This window comes from Arthrobacter sp. UYCu712, assembly GCF_040547005.1.
Lineage (GTDB): Bacteria > Actinomycetota > Actinomycetes > Actinomycetales > Micrococcaceae > Arthrobacter.
Genome location: NZ_JBEPOZ010000012.1, coordinates 33,695 through 56,917, shown reverse-complemented (window position 1 = coordinate 56,917; position 23,223 = coordinate 33,695). Strand labels below are relative to the sequence as shown.

General features: G+C 63.8%; 19 protein-coding genes and 1 pseudogene. 10 read left to right on the top strand and 10 right to left on the bottom strand.

Going from position 1 to position 23,223, the window contains the following annotated elements; all coding sequences use genetic code 11:
• Nucleotides 1-272 precede the first annotated feature (272 nt).
• The 3 genes from ABIB51_RS13265 to ABIB51_RS13255 all read right to left on the bottom strand — a co-directional run bounded on the left by ABIB51_RS13265 (nucleotide 273) and on the right by ABIB51_RS13255 (nucleotide 4,688).
• Nucleotides 273-1,595: a DUF2254 domain-containing protein gene (locus ABIB51_RS13265; RefSeq protein ID WP_354188712.1), complete on the bottom strand. Its 1,323-nt coding sequence runs from the start codon at nucleotides 1,593-1,595 to the stop codon at nucleotides 273-275.
• Between the two features lie 1,023 nt (nucleotides 1,596-2,618).
• On the bottom strand, nucleotides 2,619-2,930 hold the full coding sequence (locus ABIB51_RS13260) for a thioredoxin family protein (RefSeq protein WP_354188711.1): 312 nt from the start codon (nucleotides 2,928-2,930) through the stop codon (nucleotides 2,619-2,621).
• A gap of 333 nt (nucleotides 2,931-3,263) precedes the next feature.
• A complete protein-coding gene (locus ABIB51_RS13255; protein ID WP_354188710.1) occupies nucleotides 3,264-4,688 on the bottom strand; it encodes a dihydrolipoyl dehydrogenase family protein in 1,425 nt (474 codons plus the stop codon).
• 27 nt (nucleotides 4,689-4,715) lie between these two features.
• Here ABIB51_RS13255 and ABIB51_RS13250 point away from each other — a divergent pair, with 27 nt between their 5' ends.
• The 5 genes and pseudogenes from ABIB51_RS13250 to ABIB51_RS13230 all read left to right on the top strand — a co-directional run.
• A complete protein-coding gene (locus ABIB51_RS13250; RefSeq protein WP_354188709.1) occupies nucleotides 4,716-5,432 on the top strand; it encodes a class I SAM-dependent methyltransferase in 717 nt (238 codons plus the stop codon).
• A gap of 508 nt (nucleotides 5,433-5,940) precedes the next feature.
• Entirely contained in the window at nucleotides 5,941-7,128 is a 1,188-nt protein-coding gene (locus ABIB51_RS13245; RefSeq protein WP_354188708.1) for an FAD-dependent monooxygenase, read from the top strand.
• A 292-nt stretch (nucleotides 7,129-7,420) separates the two neighbouring features.
• Nucleotides 7,421-7,909, top strand: coding sequence for a CBS domain-containing protein (locus ABIB51_RS13240; protein ID WP_354188707.1), 489 nt, complete (start codon nucleotides 7,421-7,423; stop codon nucleotides 7,907-7,909).
• Nucleotides 7,906-9,195 carry an ArsB/NhaD family transporter gene (locus ABIB51_RS13235; RefSeq protein ID WP_354188706.1) on the top strand — a complete coding sequence of 430 codons (1,290 nt, stop codon included), beginning with the start codon at nucleotides 7,906-7,908 and terminating at the stop codon, nucleotides 9,193-9,195. The genes ABIB51_RS13240 and ABIB51_RS13235 overlap by 4 nt, the downstream gene beginning before the upstream one ends.
• 65 nt (nucleotides 9,196-9,260) lie before the next feature.
• A pseudogene (locus ABIB51_RS13230) lies at nucleotides 9,261-9,677 on the top strand (Na+/H+ antiporter NhaA); the annotation flags it as partial.
• 1,069 nt (nucleotides 9,678-10,746) lie between these two features.
• Here the strand turns inward: ABIB51_RS13230 and ABIB51_RS13225 are convergent.
• Entirely contained in the window at nucleotides 10,747-11,232 is a 486-nt protein-coding gene (locus ABIB51_RS13225; protein ID WP_354188705.1) for a hypothetical protein, read from the bottom strand.
• A gap of 199 nt (nucleotides 11,233-11,431) precedes the next feature.
• Nucleotides 11,432-11,725, bottom strand: coding sequence for a LapA family protein (locus ABIB51_RS13220; protein WP_354188704.1), 294 nt, complete (start codon nucleotides 11,723-11,725; stop codon nucleotides 11,432-11,434).
• Nucleotides 11,726-12,125: 400 nt separating this feature from the next.
• Here ABIB51_RS13220 and ABIB51_RS13215 point away from each other — a divergent pair, with 400 nt between their 5' ends.
• The gene (locus ABIB51_RS13215; RefSeq protein WP_354188702.1) at nucleotides 12,126-12,698 is read left to right on the top strand and encodes a recombinase family protein; all 573 of its coding nucleotides are present in this window, start codon (nucleotides 12,126-12,128) and stop codon (nucleotides 12,696-12,698) included.
• A gap of 78 nt (nucleotides 12,699-12,776) precedes the next feature.
• Complete coding sequence (locus tag ABIB51_RS13210) at nucleotides 12,777-15,743, top strand: Tn3 family transposase (protein ID WP_354188700.1); 2,967 nt, start codon at nucleotides 12,777-12,779, stop codon at nucleotides 15,741-15,743.
• A 380-nt stretch (nucleotides 15,744-16,123) separates the two neighbouring features.
• Here the strand turns inward: ABIB51_RS13210 and ABIB51_RS13205 are convergent, their stop codons facing one another.
• Nucleotides 16,124-16,261 carry a hypothetical protein gene (locus ABIB51_RS13205; protein WP_354188698.1) on the bottom strand — a complete coding sequence of 46 codons (138 nt, stop codon included), beginning with the start codon at nucleotides 16,259-16,261 and terminating at the stop codon, nucleotides 16,124-16,126.
• Between the two features lie 241 nt (nucleotides 16,262-16,502).
• On the opposite strand from ABIB51_RS13205, the gene ABIB51_RS13200 reads away from it, so the two are divergent.
• Together ABIB51_RS13200 and ABIB51_RS13195 are read left to right on the top strand one after the other, a co-directional pair.
• Complete coding sequence (locus ABIB51_RS13200) at nucleotides 16,503-16,739, top strand: hypothetical protein (protein ID WP_223987982.1); 237 nt, start codon at nucleotides 16,503-16,505, stop codon at nucleotides 16,737-16,739.
• A 223-nt stretch (nucleotides 16,740-16,962) separates the two neighbouring features.
• On the top strand, nucleotides 16,963-18,789 hold the full coding sequence (locus ABIB51_RS13195; protein ID WP_354188696.1) for a helix-turn-helix domain-containing protein: 1,827 nt from the start codon (nucleotides 16,963-16,965) through the stop codon (nucleotides 18,787-18,789).
• A gap of 495 nt (nucleotides 18,790-19,284) precedes the next feature.
• Here ABIB51_RS13195 and ABIB51_RS13190 read toward each other — a convergent pair whose 3' ends face one another.
• Together ABIB51_RS13190 and ABIB51_RS13185 are read right to left on the bottom strand one after the other, a co-directional pair.
• Nucleotides 19,285-19,755: a hypothetical protein gene (locus tag ABIB51_RS13190; protein WP_354188694.1), complete on the bottom strand. Its 471-nt coding sequence runs from the start codon at nucleotides 19,753-19,755 to the stop codon at nucleotides 19,285-19,287.
• A complete protein-coding gene (locus ABIB51_RS13185) occupies nucleotides 19,752-20,522 on the bottom strand; it encodes a ParA family protein (protein ID WP_354188692.1) in 771 nt (256 codons plus the stop codon). Before ABIB51_RS13185 ends, ABIB51_RS13190 begins: the two co-directional genes overlap by 4 nt.
• Before the next feature lie 1,054 nt (nucleotides 20,523-21,576).
• Between ABIB51_RS13185 and ABIB51_RS13180 the strand changes: the two genes are divergently transcribed.
• Nucleotides 21,577-21,882: a histone-like nucleoid-structuring protein Lsr2 gene (locus ABIB51_RS13180; protein WP_502916129.1), complete on the top strand. Its 306-nt coding sequence runs from the start codon at nucleotides 21,577-21,579 to the stop codon at nucleotides 21,880-21,882.
• A gap of 145 nt (nucleotides 21,883-22,027) precedes the next feature.
• On the opposite strand, the gene ABIB51_RS13175 is transcribed toward ABIB51_RS13180, so the two are convergent.
• Together ABIB51_RS13175 and ABIB51_RS13170 are read right to left on the bottom strand one after the other, a co-directional pair.
• Nucleotides 22,028-22,444: a hypothetical protein gene (locus ABIB51_RS13175; protein ID WP_354188688.1), complete on the bottom strand. Its 417-nt coding sequence runs from the start codon at nucleotides 22,442-22,444 to the stop codon at nucleotides 22,028-22,030.
• A gap of 76 nt (nucleotides 22,445-22,520) precedes the next feature.
• A complete protein-coding gene (locus ABIB51_RS13170) occupies nucleotides 22,521-23,147 on the bottom strand; it encodes a TetR/AcrR family transcriptional regulator C-terminal domain-containing protein (RefSeq protein WP_354188686.1) in 627 nt (208 codons plus the stop codon).
• Nucleotides 23,148-23,223: the final 76 nt, after the last annotated feature.

Genomic DNA, 23,223 nt, shown 5'->3' with positions numbered 1-23,223 from the left:
GCTGTCCTAGTCACCGGATGGGGATCAGCTATCCGATGACGGGTCATTCTTCGGAGAGTCGGTACAGGCGGGGCCGCGAGGACAGCTGGCGGGTCTCGGACATTATGCCCAGCCGGATTTCGGTCCCTGTGGTGGCGGTAATGAACGTGAACCGGCACCTCACCATCCAGCAACCGCGTGGGGCACCTACGTCGCTTCCAAAAACAGAAGATGGGGAAAGAGGGATGGATACTCGCGGTACAGCGCGTTGTTCCCCTTGCGGGGAACTGGTTCTATCTCTGCCGGGTTTCTATGGAGTCGGCCGTGTCCAGCAGGTTTTTTCGTTCGGGGTCTGAGTGGTCCGCGGCGCCGATGGCGTTGCGCATGCGGCCAAGGTGGTCCTGGATCTCCGTCCGGTACTGGCCCTTCCGGTCGCACCAGGCAAGTTCGTGAAGGAGCCCCAGGAGACGGCCGGCGACGGCCGCGTCCGCGGCACCGTATTGCCGGGGCTGGTTCATCGCCATGTCGAGCAGATCGTTGAGCCCAGGAAGTGAGAGCACCACCCTGATGCGCCCGTCCTCGTCGGTGAGGTGTTCCGGGCCCGGGTTCCTTCCCACCAGCCGGCACAGCAGGGCAGAGAGGTGCCCGATGACGTGCACTGCCGTGGTGGGGTCGTTGATGCCGGGCGAGAGTGCGCGCGTCGCGACGTCAACCAGCTGCCGGAACCCGTACCCGACGTCCTGAACGTTGGTGCGTTCATACCCTGTTGCGACAGCGGCATTGACAGCTTTGGCCAACTTCCCGCGGGTTTCGGTTCCGAATATTGCTCCTGGTTCGGCCGGCCAGGCGGTGGCGAAGGGAACGCCCTCCACCAGGGAGCTGCCCGGTTGCCGGTCTATCCGTACCATGGCGCCGGAATCTTCCGCGGCCTTCAGGAGTGCGCATTGATCCAACGATGTCAGGAAGCCCGAGGAGCGGGATTCGATGAGGAATGCACCGGAGCCCGGGACGGGTCCGGGCCCGGGTGTGGGCCGGTCCTTAGGGAAGACCCGGTCTATGGTTTCGAGGGTTTCGGCGTTGACGTTGCGCATCATGGTTTCCACACGGATTTCCCGGGTGAGGTGGGCCAGGAAAAGCACCAGCGCAACGACGCTGGCGATGGCAAGGGCGAACGCGAGGGTGACCGAAAGTTCCGGTACGAACGCGGTGTTTCCGTTGCTTGCGTCGCGGACGCTGCGCAGGACTGTCAGCGCGAATGCGAAGGATGCCAGAAAGAGGGCCAGCGTTCCGTGGACGAACCGGTCCGAGGTGAAAGTCCGCAACAGACGCGGCGAAAACTGGCTGCTGGCCAGCTGCAGCGTGACGACGGTGAGGGAGAAGGTCAGGGACGTCACCGTGATCAGGGACCCCGAGATGGCCTGCAGGACTGACCTTGCTGCTTCGGGGCCGCCGCTGAAGAGAAAGACACTGACACTGCCGGGCAACTTGCCGTCGACAGCGGAATCCAATGCAGTCAGCGCCACGCCCAGCACTACAGCCAGGGCAACTGCCAACGCCGGCAGAGGCCATAGCCGGGTCTGCAGCGCATCCAGCCAGTGCGCGGCACGCCCTTTCACCAGCAGCGGCCCGTGTGAAGTGACGGTGCCTCATTCATAAGCTCCTGCTCCTCCTGTGCAAAGACCAGCTTCCCGGGGCCGGTTCAGCTCCCCCAACCTACCGTCCTCACGCTTGCAGCTAACCGAACTGGCCGAACCGGAAATACCCAGCGTACGGTCAACGGCGTTCCCTGTCTTAGTATCGGTCCGGCTTCCATATCCAAAGACCGCGAAACGGATGTGGTGTGATTCCCGGAGGGACCCCGGCTGTGTCCTGACTATCGCTGTGTTGCCGTTGGGGCCGCCTCAGGGGTGGGACTGCTGGCCCTCGTGTGTCTCGGCGTTCTGATCGCGTCGTCGGACGGCCCACCACTGTCCAAGAAAAATGGTCAGGGAGAGGCCCGCGGCTACGGTCAACGTCAGTACATCCTGTCCGGCCTTTGACCACGATGAAAGCTGTCAGGACGAGGACGTCGAGGATGATCGCGACCGCGGGTACCCACCTTCTGGCTCCGATGTCCTGGTGCAGATGACGGATGACACCCAGATGGCTCCCCGATCCTGCAGCGGGCCACTCGGGTTGCTGGCCGGCGCTGCGGTGGACCTGGATCAAGCCGTCATAGTGGACCTGAATGAGATTGACATAGTCACCAGGGTATTGCCGGGCTCCGAAGGCGTTCAGTAATCTGCACTACACAACGGAAAGCTTCCGTCCCGGCCGGCAGGGGTTACCGTGCTTGATCGGGCGCGGACCTTGAGTCCAGCAGCAGCGGGATGAAGGTTCGTTGTTCTTGCTGTTTCTCCAGCGGTACAAGAACTACACCGACTCATTGGTCGATTTGATGCTGGTGCCCAGCAGCGACATCACACCGTCCCGCTTCGGGAGGCTCTGCGACAAGTCAGGCGGACCGCGCCGTATCCCTCCAAGGCCGAAGTGCAACCCAGAGGCCGCAGCGCCGGCAAATATAGGTGTGTCCGGCTCCGAGTGCATGCAGCTTTTTGCGCTGCATCGTCCTGCCGCAACAGGAGCACGTGTATTCGCTGTCAGAATCCATGGTTTTTGAGCGCTTCTTTGAGTTGATCGACCGTTGGCAGACCCGCGAAGCCGCTTGAAGTCCGGTAGATCCGACAGGCGAGGTCGCTGGCCGGGGCCCCACCGGGAAAAATGTCGGCCCCGTCAACTGTGATCGTCGGAGAACCGGCAAAGGCGGTGCCCACTGTGTCCGCTGAAGACTCCAGCAGCCGCATGTGTACTGCGGTGTCCCCATGGCCCAAAGCGGCCAGGGCAGTTTCCACGCGCTGGGCTGCTTCAGCCGAGTTGGGGCACTCATCGATGTGCAGCAGTTCTACCCTCATGCAGATATTCTCCATCGCCAACCCACTGAGATGCGAGGACGGCAGCAGCTGAAGAACCTATCGGGCTGGAATGCCGTCAGGTCTCGTGCAGGGGCGTGGCGGTGCCGATCCCAGGGTCAGTCATGATCTGCGTGCTCGGATCGGCAAGGATCGGCGCCATTGATTTGGGACCGTGGCGCCCTTAGCCCGGGCCTGGTCGCAGATGGCTCAAACAGGACCCATACATACCCCGGCCTGAAGGGCTGCCTGGTGGGGATCGCTCTCCGGACGCGAAACGGTATTCACTTCCTCCATCGTGCCGCCGGGCAGGCGTCGGTGCGCTCATGTGGCCGGTTATCGTCGGATCAGCCGGGTGTCCAGGTCGGCCCGCCACCGGCGCAGCAACAGCAGTGTTTTGATAACGGCGGCCGTGGCGGGTGCGCGCAGGCGGGCACGGACGTCGGCGATCGCGGCGTTCCATACCCCGTCCGAGTACGTGGGGTACGGGTGTGTCGCTGCGGCGATGTCGGAGGTCTTCAGCCGGTGTTCCATGGCCAGGACGACCTCGGCCATGGATTCTCCTGCCCGCGGCCCGACGATGGTGGCGCCCAGGATGTGCCCGCGCCGGTCCGCGATCAGCCGGGTGAAGCCGTCCGTGGTGTTGTCGGTGACCGCCCGGTCCACGTGGGTGTGGTGGATGGTCCGGACCATGGCGTGTGTCCCGGGAGGGTGTGTGGCGCCGACGGCGGCGAGTTCGGGGGATGTGTATGTGACCCGTGGCACGACCGGGCTGATTTTGAGGTTCAGGCCAAGAACGGCGTTGCGGGCGGCGATGCTGGCGTGTACTCCGGCGACATGGGTGAAGCGGGGATGGGCGGTGACATCCCCCGCGGCCCAGACGGACGGGTTCGTGGTCCGCATCCCGGGATCAGTGACGATCTGGCCGTGGGCGTCGGTGGAGATGTCCAGATGTTCGAGTCCGAGCCCGGCTGTGCGCGCCGTGCGGCCGGCCGCCAGCAGCACGGTGTCGGCGGTGAGGACCGTGCCATCTCCCAGTTCCAGGCGGGAACCGGGTTTAGCGGGGCTGATCCGTTCCACACGGGTGTGTTCCAGGACCCGGATGCCGTCGGCTTCCAGGCTGGTCTTGACCAGCGCGGCTGCTTCGCGGTCTTCTCTGGGCAGGATCGTTGACCGGATGATCAGCGTGACCTCGGATCCGAGCCGGGCGAAGGCCTGGCCCAGTTCGCAGCCAAGGGGGCCGCCGCCGATGACGGCCAGGCGGGCCGGGATCGCGGGGAGGTCCCAGACGGTTTCGGACGTCACCACCGAAGGGCCCGCGAGCCCGGAAACCTCGGGGACATGCGGGGCCGCGCCCGTGGCGATGAGAGCCTGCCGGAATCTGATTGTCCGGCCGTCAACGGTGGCCACGCCGGGAGCCTCGAATCTGGCAGCGCCCCTGATGAACCGCACCCCGGCAGCCTCCAGGGCCTGCGGGGAATCCGCCGGTTCGATGGTGGCGATGGCATCCCGGATCATTGTGCGCACGATGGAGAAGTCCGGGTCCTGCCCGGTGAGCATTGCCCTGGTGCGGGCCGTGGCGGCGGCGGCCAGGAGTGTCTTGGACGGGACACAGCCGGTCCACAGGCAATCACCTCCGGTCCGGTCGCGTTCGACCAGAACGGTCCGGGCGCCGACGCCGGCGGCCGTCATCGCGCCGACCAGCCCGGCGGTGCCGCCGCCGAGCACCAGCAAATCAACAATCCCGTCCCTGTCCGCCATGTCCGTGCCCTCCGTCGCCGGGTAAGTTTGGCACCCAGGCCCCGGTCACTACCATCGGCCGAGTGTGGCCAACTGGAACGGGAGGGCACCGTCAAGGACAAGTACAACATCTATGCACCGGTCTACGACGTGCTCTCCGGCGAGTTCGCCGTGTACCGGGCGGGCCGTATCCTGGGCATCGACGCACTCGACCCCCGGCCCGGGGACCAGATCCTGGACATCGGCTGCGGGACCGGCCTGAACTTCCCGCTCCTGCAGGACAGGATCGGCCCCACGGGGACAATTATCGGTATCGACCGCAGCCCCGGAATGCTCCGCCAAGCACACCGCCGTGCCCGGCTGCACCGCTGGGACAACATCATTCTGGTGCAGGCGGACATCATCAGCCTCGATGCGTCGGCGGTCATGGAGCAGGTTAGCGGCCAAGGAGGCACCCCGGCCTCGGACGGCATCATTGCCACATATTCGCTGTCGCTGATGCCGGCCTGGCGGACCGCATGGGCGAACATCCAGAACCTGTTGGGCGCGGAGGCACGGGTCAGTATTGTCGACATGCAAGAACCGTACGGGAGCGCACGCTGGCTTGCCCCGCTTGCCCGTTTCGCCTGCAGGATTGGCGGTGCAGACATCTTCGCCCACCCCTGGCAGTTCGTGGAGGAAGACTGCGTCGGAGTCGATAGCCGGTCGGCCCGGGGAGGGCACCTCCAGATCCGGGCAGGGACCCTGCAACACCGCCACGAGTAGTCTGGTCGACTCAAGGTTTCAGGGAGCTCCGTCCAGGACGCCAGCCGTTCCCTTTTTCGGTATCTGCGGACGCCCCCAGTGTCTCTGATCCGCGGAATGCCGGAACCAGTCTTCGTCCATCCAGCGCCGGAGGAGATCGAATGCACCCCGTGGTCGCCAGCCGTCGGTGACTTCGTCGCTGATTCTGTCCAGGAACGCGTCCGGTCGATGTGAGTGTGCGATTCCAGCCAGAACGGTGAAGCGATGGCATCGGCCAGCGAGACGACGGACGCGGAATTTTTCAAGCTGAGCGGTACCGACGGGAGTTAGGCGGCTGGCTGTTGGGACTGTTTGCTTGACTCCTTGACTTGCCCCAGGGACCGAGCAGAATCCGCGTCTGGTCCTCGCGGGTGTCCTGCACTCTTGACGAGCCTCCTGGAGGGTCCAAGAATGAGGCAACAGCTGCCGTCGGTGCTCGTCACTGCGCCGGCGGCTTCTCTGGGGCCGAGCCGATGGAGTGGGGTAGGGCGTGAAGGCCATAGTCGCCGGGGCGGGAATTGCCGGGCTCGTCGCAGCCCGCCAGTTGGGCCTGGCGGGGTGGGAGGTCGAGGTCCTGGAGAAATCCCCTGCCCCCCGACGTGACGGGTACATGATGGATTTCTTCGGTCCCGGGGTCGAGGCATCGGAGAGGATCGGCCTCTACCCGCGCCTGGCGGCCGACTCCTACCACGTCGAAGCATTCGAGTACGTCGACGCCGAGCTACGCCCGACCGCGTGCCTGGACTACGACCAGTTCGCCCGGCTCGCTGGCGGGAAAGTCCTGAGCCTGCTGCGCCCGGACATGGAGCGCGCCGCCCTCACCGCGCTCGAGGACGTTCCCTCCGGCCGGGTCCGCGTCCGCTACGCGGCGCGGGTCTCCGGCGCCTGGGCTGACGACGACAGCGCGGGAGTGGCCGTCGACGCCTCAGCGGTGCCCCTGCCCGGCGCCGATCTCCTCATCGGCGCCGACGGCGTCCATTCCGAGGTGCGCGCCCACGTGTTCGGCCGCGAAAAGGACTACCTGCGCCCCTTGGGCATGCGCGCCGCCGCGTTCATCGTGGCCGATCCCGGGCTGAACGCCCGCTTCGCGAACCGCTTCCTGCTCACCGACACCCTCGACCGGATGGCCGGGCTCTACAGCCTGCGCACCGACGAGGTGGCCGCCTTCCTCGTCTACCGTGACGCCAACAGAGCACAGGGGGACGGGCAGCCTCAGAGTACCCGGGAGCGGCTCCGCCGGGAGTTCGCCGGCCTGGGCGACGCCGTCGACAGGCTGCTCGAGCTGTGCCCTGAGCACCCATACGATGACGTCGTCGCCCAAATCGTCATGCCCGCCTGGCACAAAGGCAGAGCCATTCTGATCGGGGACGCCTGCGGGGCAGTCTCGCTCCTGGCCGGCCAAGGCGGCTCCCTCGCCATAGCCGGGGCAGCGCTTCTGGGGGACCTCCTCGGGCCCGTGGACTCTCCGTCCGGGATCGAGCCGGCCATGGCCGAGTTCGAACGGCGCTGGCGGCCGGTCGTGGAGGAAGCACAGGCCGCGGGGAGGCGCGCGTCGTCGTCGTTCCTTCCCGCGAACAGGACCCAGCGACTCCTGCGCCGCTGGATCATACGGGGGACGCACCTGCCCGGCATCGATCGGCTGGTGGCCCGCCAGATCGTGGGCAGGATCGCAAAGTAACCACCAACCTCCGCTCTCACCGACACGGGTAGCATCGGTACGGTCATAGTCACCTCTGGCCCGGCCCTATCGAGGCCGGTAAGATCGCACTTTCCCCTCAAGGAAGGGAACGCACGCGCCTGAGAGTAATTCTGGACAGGCAAGCGACAAAGCCACGTCCAGGGCCGTGCCTGCAGAATAACGGGTTCGGCAGGTGGCCTGATCGCTGAACACGAAGACAACCCCTGCCAAGCGCAGGGAATCGGTGGTTGGATGGGCCTACGTTCTGTCTTCGGAGGCATGAGGAGCCGCTGTGCGCGCAGCCGACCTGCAAGTTGCTTTACCCGTTGTGCGCCGCGAGACCAATGCGGTGGAAGCCGGACGCCTGATCGCCGATAGCGGCCTGGTGGGGCTGGTTATTGCAAACAAGCTGGGAGTTCCCACAGCGATAGTCTCGGCCGTGGACGTGCTGCGGCTCATGGTGCCCGGTTACCTTCTGGATGACGTGTCGCTGGCGGCCGTGTTCGACGAGGCCGGGGCAGGCGAGTTGTGGGAATACCTCGCAGAACGGACCGTCGGGGAGATGCTTGACGATGAGGGCGTCGCCGTCCGCAAGATCCTTTCCATCGAGTCCGACGCGACCCTGGTCGAGATCGCGGCGCGCATGGTGGATGCCCGCACCCAGATTGCCCTGGTCCGCGACTCACCTCGGGATGCCCCGATGTTTGTCACTCTTCCCGCCGTCATCAAGGCTGTCCTGGCCAGCGCCGGCGGCCCTGGCTCACGGAGCGAGGAGCAGTGACGGTCCAGGTCATTCTTGCTCTCGGTGTCTTTCTCACAGCGTATGTTCTGATCGCTACCGAAAAACTGCCGCGGATGACCACCGCGCTGGGCGGCGCAGCTGCAATGGTTTTGATCGGTGCCACGAATGACGCGGGAATGTTTTTTTCGCCGGAGAGCGGGATCGACTGGAATGTCATCTTCCTGCTGCTGGCCATGATGATTATTGTCGGCATCCTCCGGCAGACGGGACTCTTCGAGTTCCTCGCGATCTGGGCGGCGAAGAAGGCCCGGGGCTACCCGTTCCGGATCATGGTGATCCTGGTGGTCATCACGGCGGTGCTCTCGGCACTACTGGACAACGTCACCACGGTGCTGCTCACCGCCCCCGTCACGCTCCTGGTGTGTGAACGGCTCGCCGCGCCGCCGGTTCCCTTCCTGATTGCGGAGGTGATGGCCAGCAACATCGGCGGCACGGCCACTCTGATTGGCGACCCGCCCAACATCATCATCGCCAGCCGGGGGGGCCTGACCTTCAACGACTTCATCATCAACCTTGCGCCGATCGTCGCGGTGCTCCTCGTCGTCTTCATCGGACTGTGCCGCTGGATGTTCCGCTCCGCCTTCCGTTTCCATCCGGACCGTGCCGCGCGCGTCATGGCCTTGAACGAGAAGGAGGCGCTGGGGGAGAAGTCATTGTTGATCAAATCGCTCGTGGTGGTGGGCCTGGTGCTGATCGGTTTTGTTGCCCGCCCTGTGCTGGGGTTCGCACCGTCCGTTGTCGCGATGCTCGGCGCAGGGCTCCTGGTGCTGCTGGCCCGGCTTGAACCGCGAAAAGTGTTCGGGGACGTCGAATGGGAGACGCTGCTGTTCTTTGCGGGCCTGTTCATCATGATCGGTTCCCTGGTCAACCTTGGAGTCATCGACGCGGTGGGAGCGGCTGTGGCTTCCCTGATCGGGGACAACTACGACGTCGCCGCCGTCGCAATGCTCGTAGGCTCGGCTTTCGCGTCCGGCATCATTGACAACATCCCCTACGTGGCCACACTCGCTCCGATTACGCATGACCTTGTGCAGGCAGGAGGCGCCGCAGCCAAGCCCCTCTGGTGGGCGCTGGCCCTCGGTGCGGACCTCGGCGGCAACGCCACCGCCGTCGGAGCCAGTGCAAACGTCGTCGTCATCGGGATAGCGAAGCGCTACGATCACCCCATCTCGTTCTGGACGTTCACAAAATACGGGCTGGTGGTCACCGCCGTCACCATCGGTCTCTGCGTGCCCTACCTGCTCCTGCGGTACTACCTGTTCTGAACCGGTTCGCTAAGAGCCTGTTCCTGAACCCGCTTGGCCAGTCGTTTGCTGGTGATTCTGACAATGGATTTGCGATTCCCGTGATCCGTTCCAAAAAGGCAGCGGCGGGCCGGACGCCGGGCCCGGTCTCTCGGAGATCATCGAACACCGCTTCCGGCCAATATCGGCCGGGATCGCCGTCCCCAACTTTGCGTTCTTCTCCGCCGGCGTCGCAGTCGGCGGGTGGGGCGGCCTGAGCTCCGCGCTTGCGGACCCGCCGGCGGTCGGCATCATTGCCGCGCTCGTGCTGGGCAAACCGGCAGGAATCCTCGGGACGACCTGGGTCATCACCAAGGCCACCAGGGCATCCCTGGACAAGTCCCTTCACCTGGATCGATGTTTTCGGCGTTTCCCTGTTAGCCGGAATCGGCTTCAACGTTTCTCTGTTGGTGGCAGAACTGAGCTTCGGACACGGCAGTTCCCACGATGACCACGTCAAGATCCGCACGACCCTCTACGCCCTGGGGGTTGAAACGCCTGCGATCTACACCACGGTGCAGAAGATCTCGGATGCCCGGGACAGCCTGGACGGGCCCACCGATTTGGACCAGGGCATCGGCACAGCAGCTACGGCCAACCTCGTTCCCACCGACGCGAACGGGCTGGCCTTTAGCCGGACCGCGGCCCAGGTGTTGAACATCGCCTACCTCGATTCCGAGCAGGTCACCTCTGGCGGTTTCTTCCCGGCAGGGGTCAACGGAAGCATCAACACCAGCGGCGATAACGACAACGACTGAGGACTATCCAGCTACCATCGTCCAGCGCTGCGGGGTTGTGCTTGGCTAATCCCGGGGGTCACTCATCCCCGGACAGTCAACTCTTAGGATTACTGAACTCGAAGACCGGTGTCAGCAACATTCCTGACGGAACGGTTACTGAGGTGCTGACGTATCCGAACCGGACACCTCCCACCCAGGGCAGGGCGGCGCTGCGGTTTCCGCCCTCACGACTCTCCCATCCCTTACGACTTTCCCATACCTTATGGGTGCTCCCGGGGCGAGGCAGGCTACGGGGATGGTGCGGTTTATTTTGAGCCGTTGTCTTGTGCTTCGAGGTGTTTGGCCTTGGCTTCCACGGCCTGGTTCCAGCACGCGGGCATGTCCAAGGGGACCCTGCGAAGGGAGCGCGGCAGCAGGGCCCTCGGCCGCCGGTGCCCGGTCAGGTCCATATGCGGGGACCCGGGCACGGACGTGTTGCCGGACCCGTCCGGGGAGGCTCTGGCGCCGAATATCCGGTGGCGGGCGGTAGGAAAAAGGCCGCCGTTTAGCCCTGCGGATCATAGCAACGGCGCAAGTGAGGCACGACCTGTCCGGTCGAGGACCCGCCCCATCGGGCACCAGCCAGGGTGCTCGCGCCGGATTTTTGATACGCAAACCTGCAGGCCCCGCTGTATTCGAGAGCGGGTGGTGGAGAAGCTTTGCTGACCCGTGACCGTCAGTTGGGGATGGCAGTCAATCACATCTGCTGTCTGCGGTACCGCCTGAGGACCGCAATTTCGCCCGATCCGGGCCGTCATGGCGTCTCATCCAGTGGCCGTGTCCGGCCTTTGAGTACGCGCACAGCCGTCAGACCGAGAACAGCCCCGTAGATCAAGTGACCCATCAGGGACAGCGCCGCTATTAGCGCCAGGGCGGATACGGGCATTCCCGGCATCCGCGGCATGGGCAGCAGCCCCGCCACGCACCAAAGGACCCACCACAGGACCCCGTAAGCCAGACCCGCGAGGATGCCGTTGCGGTAACCGGTGAGGAACCTGCCCGCGAAGGGCACCGTCAGGCCCAGGCCGGCGACGACTGAGATCATCAATTGGAGGATGAGCCCGGCTCCGGCGGAGTCGGAGCCAATCAGGGACGCGACCACGGGGAGCAGGCCCATCTGCGCCATCAGGAAGCCAAACACGATCCCGCCGGCGAAGCCGCCGAGCGCTCCGGCCACGGCCCGGCGGCCGAGCATGGGCCACGGGGAGGAATGAGGGGCCGGAGCGGGCGAAGAGGCCACGGTATCCTGCCTTTCATCGGCGGCATATCCCCAGCGGAGGAGAAGGGCCCGGCCGGAGCGGAGTGTCGGAACCGGGGCCCGACGCGAGCCGCCGCGGCAGCGTGTCCGGGACCGCCGGTTTCCAGGGTGCGCCCCTGAATGTTGGATTCGGCCGCCCTGCAGGGTCCCTGCAGCTGGGCCGCGATAAGTGCGGGGGAACTCAGGCCCCGGGTGTGGGTTCGTGCCGGACGGTTGACGCCGGTCCCGGAGAAGCCAGGGGCCGCTGGTGGCGTTGGCTTCGAAGCTGGAGAATCCGCGCTGCCCCGGCGATCGCGACCAGGATCCCGCCCGCCACCGCTGCGATGAACAGCGCCATGCCCAGGGAAAGCTCCCCGGCGACGCCAAGGTATTGCACGGTCACGCGATCCTGGTTCTGCAGGATGAAGATGATGAGCAATACCAGAAGGATCAGCCCGGCGCTCACGGCAACCCAGATCATCCCGGCCCGAGTCACGTCCGCGGCCCTGTCCGGGGGCGGGCGTTTCGGCTTGGAAGGAGCAGGTTTGTTTGCCGGACGGGAGGCGGGGCGCGGCCCCGTCGATGGACCCGGTGCCGGATCAGCAGCCACGTTTCGTCATCCCCTAATAACCGGAGCGGTCCGTCCGTGCAGGACGGATATATCACAGAGTACTCCTCCAGGACTCCTGCGGCCCCAGCAGTGCGGCCCAGCGGTGGCGCGGAGTCCGGGCACGCGGCCTGGGCTGTGTTCGTGCCGGCCTCCACGCCCGGTAACGATCGTTCGTAAGACACTCCGGACGTCTTTGCAGAGTGGCGGAACCACGGGGCCAATTTTGTAATGCTTGCCGTGTACGCGTCTGTGTAACGCTAAACCCGGTTGGTGATACGATTCGGCGATGCGAATCGGATACGCCCGTGTCTCAACACGCGATCAGCACCCCGAAGCCCAACACGACGCCCTGCGCGCGGCTGGCTGCGAGCAGATCTTTCTCGACACGGCGTCGGGGAAGCTGGCCCGCAGGCCCGAACTCGACAAGGCGCTACTCTCGGCCAACCGGGCCGGTGATCAGCTTGTCGTCACCAAACTCGACCGGCTCGGCCGGTCGTTGGAAAACCTCATCGATTTGTCCAAAAAGCTGCAGGGGCGCGGTGTGGATCTGGTGGTTCTTGACCAGGGCATCGATACGTCCACCTCCATTGGGCGGATGTTTTTCCAGATCCTCGGCTCGATCGCCGAGTTCGAGCACTCCCTGATGTCCGAACGGACCCGTGACGGGCTGGCCGCCGCCCGTGCGCGGGGTCGGACCGGCGGGCAGAAACCAAAACTCGGTCCCCGGCAGGTCAAGCTGGCCCGCGAAATGTATGACGAAAAGGGCCCCGATGGGAAACGGGCCCACACGGTTGAGCACATCGCCCATGAATTCGGCGTCACCCGGCCCACGATCTACCGGCACCTCGCGAAACCATGAGTGGTGGGCCTTGCGCGCCACAGCAGAACGACGGCATGTCCGTGAGGCACGGCCGTTTAGTAGATAAGGACTTCTGACGTGGCTCTACGTTCTTTGCTCACGGCTGCCGAGCGTGGCCAGATCCTGGCAATGCCCGCTGGAACAGAGGACCTTGCAGCCCACTACACGCTCAGTGATGCGGATATGTCGTTGATCCGGCAACGCCGCGGAGAAGCGAACAGGCTGGGCTTTGCCGTCCAGCTGTGTCTCCTGCGACACCCGGGAATCGCGCTGGCCGAAGACACCGAAGTGCCGCCTGAACTGGTTTCCTGGCTGGCCTCCCGTCTGGTCGTCCCCGCCGATGCATGGGCAGACTACGGGGAACGTGAGGAAACGCGGCAGGAGCACGGAAGGGAGATTCGCGCGTATCTGGGCATGTCTGCGTTCGGAATTGCAGACTTCCGCCAGCTCGTGGAGCACGTGGGCGATGTGGCTGCGCAAACAGACAAGGGCCTGCTCCTGGTTGAAGGCGCGAGGGACTTCCTGCAAGCAAAGAAGGTTGCTCTGCCCGGCGTCAGCGTCATTGAACGGGCTTGCGCACAGGCCCTGACCAGGGCGAACCGGAACATTTACGCCACGCTATGCGGCCACTTCTCGGTCGAGCACCGGAAACGCCTGGACGGGTTGCTTCTCCGTCGCCCTGATAGTTCATCGACCGAAATCGGCTGGCTGCGGCAGGCACCGCTGCGCCCCAACGCACGGGCGATGCGTGAGCACATTGACCGGCTCACCACCTGGCGTGCCCTTGATCTTCCCTGGGCAGCGAGCCGGCTGGTTCACCGGAACAGGTTGTTAAAGCTTGCCCGTGAGGGTGCCTCCATGACCGCGGCCGATCTGTCCAAGTTCGAACCCGCACGCCGGTGCGCGACCCTCTTTGCCATGGCAGTGGAAAGCATGGCAACGGTCACCGACGAAATTATCGATCTGCACGATCGCATCATTGGCCGGCTCATCCGGACCGCGCAGAACAAACAAAACCAGCACACCCTGGCGTCCCGATCCACAGTCGCCACCATGATGCGCATTCACTCGAGGCTGGGTGATGTCCTCTTTGAGGCCAAGGAAAACGGTGAAGACCCCTTCGCCGCGATCGAAACAGCCATTGGCTGGGAATCCTTGGCCGAAAGCATCGCCCAGGCCAAGGAACTGACCAGGCCAGCCTTCGACGACCACCTCGCGCTCGTCAGCACCCACTTCACGACCCTGCGCCGCTACACCCCAGCGTTTCTTGCCGTCCTTGACCTCCACGCAGCCCCCGCAGCACAAGACCTGCTGGCAGCGATCAATGTCATCCGCGCCCTGAACACCACCGGCGCCCGGAAGGTCCCCGACGATGCGCCGGTCTCTTTCATCCGGCCCCGCTGGAAGCCGCTGGTTTTCACCGATGACGGCCTGGACCGGGGGTTTTACGAGTTCTGTGCCCTCACGGAACTAAAGAATGCGCTGCGGTCTGGAGACATGTGGGTCACCGGATCGCGCCAATTCCGTGACTTCGATGACTACCTTCTTGCTGGCGTTGACTACACCGGCAAGAAGAACGCCGGGAAGCTGCCGCTGGTCACGACCGATGGAAGCGCGCGATATCTCGAGGGCCGGCTGGCCCTCCTTCAGGACCGGCTGAAGGAAGTCAACGAGCTCGCCGCCCGCGATGAACTCCCCGGGGTGCTGGTCACCGACAAGGGCGTTAAAATCACCCCGTTCGAGACGATCGTCCCCGCGCACGCGCAACCACTGATCGACCAGGCAAGCGCCATGTTCCCGCGGATCCGGATCACCGACCTGCTAATGGAAGTTGATACCTGGACCGGATTCACCAACCAGTTCACCAGCCTCAAATCCGGCCACCCCTCAAAGGATAAGCAACTCCTGCTCACCGCCATCCTCGCTGACGGAATCAACCTGGGACTGACCAAGATGGCCGAATCGTGCACCGGAGTCACGTACGCCCAACTGGACCGCCACCAGGCCTCGTACATCCGGGACGAAACTTACAGCGCCGCACTGGTGGAACTGGTGAACACCCAGCACAGTCACCCCCTCGCCGCACAGTGGGGTGACGGAACCACCTCTTCTTCCGACGGGCAGCGGTTCCGTGCCGGCAGCAAAGCCGAATCCACCGGCCATGTGAACCCCAAGTACGGTGCCGCGCCGGGACGACTGATCTACACGCACGTCTCGGACCAGTACTCGCCCTTCCACAGCAAACTCATCAACGTCGGAGACCGCGACGCGACCTACGTCCTGGACGGGCTGCTCTATCACGAATCAGACCTGGCCATCCAGGAGCACTACACCGACACGGCCGGGTTCACCGACCATCTCTTCGCCCTCATGCACCTTCTCGGCTACCGGTTCGCACCACGGATCCGCAACATCGGCGACACCCGCCTCTACACACCCACCAACGGCCCAGGACTCCCGGCCTTGGCGCCGCTGATCGGTGGCACGATCAACACCAAAACTATCGCCCAACACTGGGACGAGATCCTCCGCCTTGCCACGTCCATCAAAACCGGCACCGTGACAGCGTCCCTAATGATGCGAAAGCTCGGCGCCTACCCCCGCCAGAACGGGCTTGCTCTCGCCCTGCGGGAACTGGGAAGAATGGAACGGACCCTCTTCCTGCTGGACTGGCTCCAAGACCCCGCCCTGCGCCGCAAAGTCACTGCCGGCCTGAACAAGGGCGAAGCCCGGAACACCCTCGCCCGGGCCGTGTTCTTCAACCGGCTCGGCGAAATCCGCGACCGCTCCTTCGAACAACAGCGCTACCGGGCCAGCGGACTGAACCTCCTCACCGCAGCCATCGTCCTCTGGAACACCGTCTACCTCGACCGCACCATCACCACCCTGACCAGCAACGGCGGTGACATCGACCCGGAGCTCCTGCGGTTCCTCTCACCGCTGGGCTGGGAACACATCAACCTCACCGGCGACTACACCTGGCCCCGCGCCAACCAGATCAAACCCGGTAGATACAGGCCACTACGACGCCCCGCAAACCCTTAGCGTCGGATATTTCACTTTTTCACAAGCCACCCCAGCTACAGTTCCCTGAAGCCGGGTAAGGGTGATTCGCACAAATGGAGGAGTACCGCGTGCCCAAGCTTATTGGGAAGAAGGCACCACCGAACTGCCTTCTGTTGCCAGACCAGCGTTACCGAGCCTGGCTGGCAACGCAGCGGTACCTGGCTGGCAACGCAGCGGTACCTAGTCGTCCTTGGCCATCACGCTGCGGAGGGCGGCGGCCTGGTCCTCGTGCCCGAGCGGTCAGGTGGACGATGCTTTGTCTACCGCCAGGGCGTCGCTGACGATGTGTCCGGCCGTGTCGTAATGGACCCGGTCGGCAACGGCGGTAATGTTTTCATCCCGGAAGGCTGGCGAAGCGTTCAGCTCGGCGGTGACCTGGGGATCTCTTCGGCGGACATGTGGCCGGCGAAGCCGAACTCACCGAGGCGGTGGGCGACGAAGTCGGAGTTCGTGGTCGGGGCGCCTTTGTCGACGCGAGGTCGGGTGGATGTGTTCATGCCCGTTTGTGTGCGGCGCAGCTCCAATGTCGTCGGCCCGGCGCCGAAGTCAATCGTTTTCAGAAAACGCGACACGCGCCCGTTTTCTGAAAACAAATACCCGAACTTGTAATTCCGTGGTGGTAGCTTCAAGACAGCCGCATGAAGGATTCGTTTATATCCGGAAGCAGCTGCAGCACCAACGAACGATGAAGCACTACCGGCTCTACGGCTCCGGTACGAGATTCAAAGGACTAAGCACATGACGGCAGTAGCAGTTAATCGAGGCGGCGGGCGCCCCAGCAAGGGCCTGCGCAAATTTATTGGCTTCCGAAGCCCGGAATGCACCGCTGACGGCATTGCTAAGGTCGCAGCAGCCAAAGGCCTAACCGTATCTGAGTACGTCCTGTCGGCAGTGGAACCACAGCTGCAGTCTGACCTGGCGGCACTTGATCAGCACGAGTACCAGCAGGAGCTCCCCATCGCATTAGCATCTTAAAAAGTTGAAGGCCCGCACTAGGCGGGCCTTCGAAGCCTCTGATTCACGAACTGGATTTGCTTGCCGGCGAGACAGTTCGTAAATCGTAGATGGACCTTCTCAGGTCCTTCAGTTTTGCTATGAAACCGATCTGGCAGGATCGGCCCTTTGCTATTCCCTGAACAGGAACAAACACATCGTACATGGACAATCATGTGCGCCGCCAGCTATATCTACCGTTGGCGTGTCGCGCAACTCTTACTCGGCATACTCGCCCGCTGACGCGTGGGCCGCCTTGGCGCCTATCCTCGCAGGTCAGCCGCGTGTTCGGCTCTCCAGGGACGCCGGAAAGACCTACCCGCAGAAGCACGAGCGGGCTCTCACTGAGGCGCTGCCCACATTCCCTGCTGCCGTCCGGATCTTCGGAAAAGACGGAACGTGCGCCGCGATATTCCTTGACTTCGACTCCTCGGTAGCCGGCGTCGACTGGGTTCTGGCTGACGTCCGGGCCGTCCAGACCTGGCTGCACTCGGTCGGTGCCCGCTGGATTGAGGACTACTCCCCCAACGGCGGCCGCCACGTTTACATCCCGCTCGCGCAGCGGGTCACCTTTACTGAAGGGCGTGATCTTGTCGAGGCGCTGGGCACCCGGTACCGGACCCTGGACAAGACCCCGCACCAGAACCTCCTGCACGGCTGCATGCGTACACCCGGTTCCCCGCACAAGCGCGGCGGCCACCAGGAACTCGCCATGTCATTGTCCATGGCCTATGACGTCGCCCGCCGGCCCAACTCCGCCGACGTCTGGGCCGCGATGACCGCTGACTTGGCGGGGGAGATCAACGCGGTCCGGGCGCTGCGACTCGAGGCGACCTTCACCCCGGTGACCGAGGAAGCCCCGGCCGTCAAGCGCCCGGCCGGACGAATGTCCCGGGCCATGCAGATCATGGCGCAGACCGGAATCTACGACGCGAACCGGTACGCCTCCGATTCGGATGCCCGCCAGGCGATCGTCACGGCGGCCGCGGCCGCCGGCCTCCAGCTTCTGGACGTGGAGCGCCGCATGATGCAGGGGACCTGGCCAGGACTCGCCTCCTTCTATGCCCGTTATGCCTCCAAGCACCGTGTTCCTGCACTGCGGAGGGACTGGATCAATGCAGTCAGCTACCTGGGCAAAAACCACTCAAACGGGGACGGGAATAACAATGTCCGCAGATCCCCCACAAGCCCGCCAAATACACAGCCCCCAGAACTAAAGGGCTTGAATCCAATTTCGACAAATCCCGATGCTGAGCATCGGTTCATCCGGACCTGGCGGAATGCGCTACGAATCAGGGAGGTGAACTACACGGAGTCCCGGATAGGGATGGCACGAAGAATGGTGCTGAGATCGCTGGGGGAGGCGGCCCACATGACAGCATCTAGGTTCATTGAGTTCGGTGTCCGGTCCATCGCCGTCGCTACCGGACTCGACCACACGACCGTGGCTTTGCACTTGAAGGCCCTCCGGGCGGAGAAAGATCCCCTCATCACCCTGGTCGAGGAAGCCCGCGGGACAAAGGGTGATCTGTATATGCTCACAGTCCCCGAAGAGCTGAAGACCGCGGCCGAGGATGCGTCCTGGCGGAAAGGGAAAATCCACGCGCTGCGCCCGGCATTCCGGGAATTGGGCCTGCCGGCCGCGTTCGTCTACGAAGCCCTGGAGCACTCCCCCGCACTGGCGATTACCGAACTCGTCAGGGTCACCCGGCTCTCCCGCTCAGCAGTGAACGAGGCTCTGGAAATACTTGCCGCCTGGAACCTGGTGACACGGAACGCCTGCAAGTCCTGGGCGGTGGTGGCAACGACGTCGCTGAGGCAGCTCGCCGAACACCTTGGTGTTCTCGAAGCCGTCGCCGCGCAGCTGCAGCGTTACCGGATCGAGCGGATCATCTGGCGCGAATGGCTTGCCAGCAACGTCAACACCGTCGCCGAGCTCCTCTCCCCCGGGGAGGACTACCCATGGGAGGCCTTCGAGGGTCCGCCCGATGACTGGGCCCTCTCCGACATCGCGTTCAGTCGTGCTGGGTAGGAGCGGAAGCCAACTTCACCATGGCGGTGACGCCAGCCTGGAATACCTCGGGCATCACCCTTGAGATCATCCCGATGTCCTCGATACGCATAATGGCACTCCCCCGCAGTATGAGGGTAAGCCGTTGGTATTCAAGCCCGGTGGCCGGAGAGAGATCACCCATGCGCATTCCTCGCTCGTCGAGCGCGAATGAGTCTCCTTGGCGAAGGCGTGCTGGGCCATCGCGCCAAGTACAGACCTGGGGTTTTCAGGCGTTTGTTCGACGAACGCCGGACTGCGCTTTCTCCCGAAGTCCCGCGGGTGGTCAGCATGGATCCGGGCTCGTGCCTCGGACCGATCCGCGGCCGTATTGGATTGGGATCGGAATCCAGGGCACTCAATATACTCCAACCCGGCGCCGACCACTCCCCGGTGTTGGGCCGCAGTGACTGCCGGGACCATGCCTCCTTGCATGCTTGCATGCTTGCATGCAAGCATGCGCCGACGGCCGCTCTCCTAGTCCCGGCCCCAGCGAGCCTTGATTGCCTGTTCGATCGCTTCCCGAACGGAGATATCCTCGTCCTCAGCAGCGGCGTAGAGGATGTCGCTGACTTCTTCGGAAATCCGCGTGCTGAGCGGGAACGTCACCTCTCGGCGGCTGGACTTCCTCGAGGTCGGCGCCTTGGACGCTTTCGGGGTCCGTGCAGCTTGGCGCGGCGCACGGGGCGCCGGGGCAGGGGCCGTGACCTGCGCCGGCTGCATTGCAGGTTCTTCCGCCGTCTCGGTGTGAGTCTGTACGGGGGCGGCCGCTGGAACCGGGTCCACTCCCCCGCTCGCCGGCGTCGTTGCCGGAATGGCTACTGGTGCCGCCTCGGGTGCAGGGGCGATGGCCGTCGGCGAGTAGTCGACAGGGTCGACTTTCTCATCGGGAGCCGGCCGGGGTGTGCGGCGCAGCAGTGCAGGACGGTCTTTGAGTCCCTCAGTCATCGGACGATCTCCTTCATCAGCTCGTTGTAGGCCTCCACGACGGGCAGGCCCTTCCGGTAGTCCCCGTACCACTCCTGGGTCATGCGCATTTCCTGGACGATGGTCCGGTGCGGCACCAGCGGCGTGAGTAGCATTCCGGTTTCGCGCATCTCCTCGATGCTGGCCACCGCGATGCGCGACATGACAGTGGAGGCGACAGCGCCGACGATGATGCCAGCCTCGGAAAGGTTGTCCGGAGCGCCGATGCGCTTACGGGACATGCGGAACTGCTCGACGCTCTTGCGGGCCCCTGCCACGCCGTCCACACCGTCGACGGTGGCCCCGGCGGCGTACACGATCGTGTCGGCGGCGTTCAACGCCGACAGGGTCAGCGGACCGCCCTGGCGGTTTGGGCAGTCGATGACGACGACATCGGCGTCAATCCCGATGAGCGAGGTGCGCAGACGCAGTTCGGCATGATCGGCGCGGTCAGCTTCCCGGTTGGAGACACTCCGGGCGGACGGGACCACGCGTAGGTTGGGAAACCATTTGGATTCCACAGCCAGGTCTTGCGCCCAGCCTTCAGGGTCGGTATCGCCCAGGATAGCCCCGACGTGCAGGCCTTCTTCCTTCGGTTCGACGCCGATCCACTTTGTTGCCGCTGCTCGCGGATCGAGATCGACCAGGACAACTTTGCGTCCGGATGCCGCGGTAACAGCGGCCAAGGAGACCGCTGATGTGGTTTTGGTGGCGCCGCCGGCTTCGCTGTACACCATGATTGTTTGCATGCGTTCCAGTTTTCAGGGCGCACATGTGCGTTACAAGGAGCCACGCCGACCACTCCCCCACTGTGATCAAGCTGGCATGAAAGACAGCTTTCCTTCATGCATGAAAGAAAGCAGGCATGCATGAAGGATCACTACTCCGGATCCCTGTGTTTCAGCGGTTTTGCCGCTATCGCGCAGATACTCGTAGCCTTAAATGGAGTCTCGGCCGCCGGCGCCAACCAGTAGAGATGGGAGGCAATGGGCCCGGCCTGAAAGCCAGCTTGCAGGAAGGCTTTCTTGCAGGCCTCGAATTAACTCGATCCAGTTAATACCAGCCCAAGAACCACAGTAGTTATGACCCACACGCCACCATGCAAGAAGGCAAACACGCATTCATGCATGAAAGCTTGCTTGCCCGGTCGGTCGTCTTGCACGGCGGGGGCTTTCATTCATGCATGAAGGCAAGCTGGAATGACAGCATGCATTCGAGCTTGCGGGCATGGGACGCCAGGAGAGACTGCCTGCATGCTTGCAGGCTTTCCTTCATGCATGAATGCATGCTTTGTGGAAAGCGAGCAGGCTTGAATGCAAGCTTTCTTTCATGCATGCATTCAATCCAGTTCGCTTCCGGCCGCCGCCCGACAGGTCGTCCTGCACCGTGGAGCGCGCAGGCAGGGCCTCAGGGCGAGGCGGCCCGACCGGAGAGTGCGCTGGCCCAGGGGCACGCTGCGGTTCCCTAGGAACTCACAATTGCACATCATGGTTTAAGGCCGACTCCGACTCAAATATCGTCAGCCTAGGGCATACCCAACCGGATGTCAGGTGATCTTGCCCGCGGGCGTCAGGCGGGGGTCTGATGTGGCATTTCCTGATACCTTGCCGTGAGGTTCTACGGGGCCAGGCTGACACCCGTCCACGGCGATCCCGCCGCCAGTACCTGATGGTTGGTCTGCGGTCTCAACGATGGTGGAAGTGAAATAGTGTTGAGGACGAGGCTGGAGTTGGCTTTGGGGGAGACGACAGCGTGAACCACAAACGAAGGACCCCCTGTTGGCCCGTAAAATCCCATGTCCAGTTGATTGATGACCTTTCCGGCGAGGATGCACAGGAAACCATCCGATTCGCCCTCGACGGCGTCGAATACGAAATAGACCTGTCAGCCGGGAACGCAGCCGAACTGCGCGAGGCGTTTGCCCGGTTCGTCTCCGGCGGCCGGCGCGTCCGCGGCGCTTCGGGGAGCCGGCGCGTACGCGCCGGCTCGAGCGGAAGCGAAGATACCCAGAACGGCCGGGAGTGGGCGATGGCCAACGGGTACAGCCCCAGCTCCCGCGGGCGTATCAGCCAGGACATCAAGAACGCCTACGACGACGCCCACTCCTAAGCGATAAGGCCGCCCGACCGCTGTTCGACAGCCAGTTGATATCGGCTGTCGATGGGCAGGCGGATGCCCATGGAATGCCGCACAGTTGGTGCCGTTTAGTAGGCGTGGGTAGACATAGGGGAGTGCGGGGGAGGGCGTCTGACGATCAGGCGTTGGTAACCGTGAGGGTGACGTTGGGGCAGGAGTCTGCGTAGCGGACAAGTGCCGCCTTCTCCGTGCTGTCAACGCGAAGGCCCCAGCGGATCGTCACCGCCACCCACTGGCCGATGTACGCGCAGCGGTTCTTCGGCGGCATCCACGCCTCCGGCCCGCTGGCCTGCTTTGAGGAGGTGAGAGCGGACGTCTGGGCGCTGAGGGTGCGGGTGTCGCCGATGTCGTCGTAGAAGGCCAGGCGACGCGCCTGGGACCAGCACCCTTCCCCGGATCCCCAGGGTTCATGAACCGGAACCGTGTGGTCCATCTGCACCGTCGAGGCGGAGGTGTGGACACTGTTGTCCCACGATGTCACCCAGCGTTTAACGCTGGCCGTGCAGCCACGGCTGGTGGCCATCTTCCAGCCCATGATCGAACTGGTCCGGTATCTCGAATCCCACGGCTTCACCTGCTACATCGTCTCCGGCGGCATTGTCCGCCTGGTCTCAGGGGGTGATGGGATCGCTCTCATCACTTCTTACAGTCAAAGTTCCTGCAAGATCGAGGTCATTGCCGTTTCCTGTAACGCCAGCCTGGGAAAGGAGTGTTGCTCCGAATGCTGCGCTCCAAAAGGTCCTGGTTTCGACCGGCAGGGGACGTCGGATTTCCCAGTTTCGTTGCCTCAATAGGCGGGCGAGGTACCGCTCTGACTGGCGAAACAGTAAGTTCAGGTGCTGGTCGACGACTGTCGCAAGGTCCGGACGTGAGGTTCCCACTGCCAAGGCGCGGACAACGAGTGGCATGGCGGGCAGAATCAGCACGGTCCGAGCCATGGCGCTGCGGAATGATGACGGACTTTTCACTGTGAGCCCGACGGCTTCAACGCGCTCGGCGTCGTGGAGCAGGGCCAGGAAAGCTGCGTGGATAAAGAGCGAGTCCTTTGAGCCGAAATAGTAGGTCACTTGGTTGGGGAAAGCGCCAGCGGCGGCTGCGATGGCCGCCACGCTGACGTCACCTGTTGGTTTGGAAAGGTAGAGCTTCTCGGCACTGTCAAGGATTCTTTGCCGGGTTGAATGTCCCCGGGCCTGAGATGGTCCCTCCGGGCGAAGTTTTCTGTTGCGTTCAGCCGCCATACAAAAATTGTACTTCATACAACTAAAGCGATATCTTGTATGCCATACAAGATATTCAACTGGATGGAGTGATTGC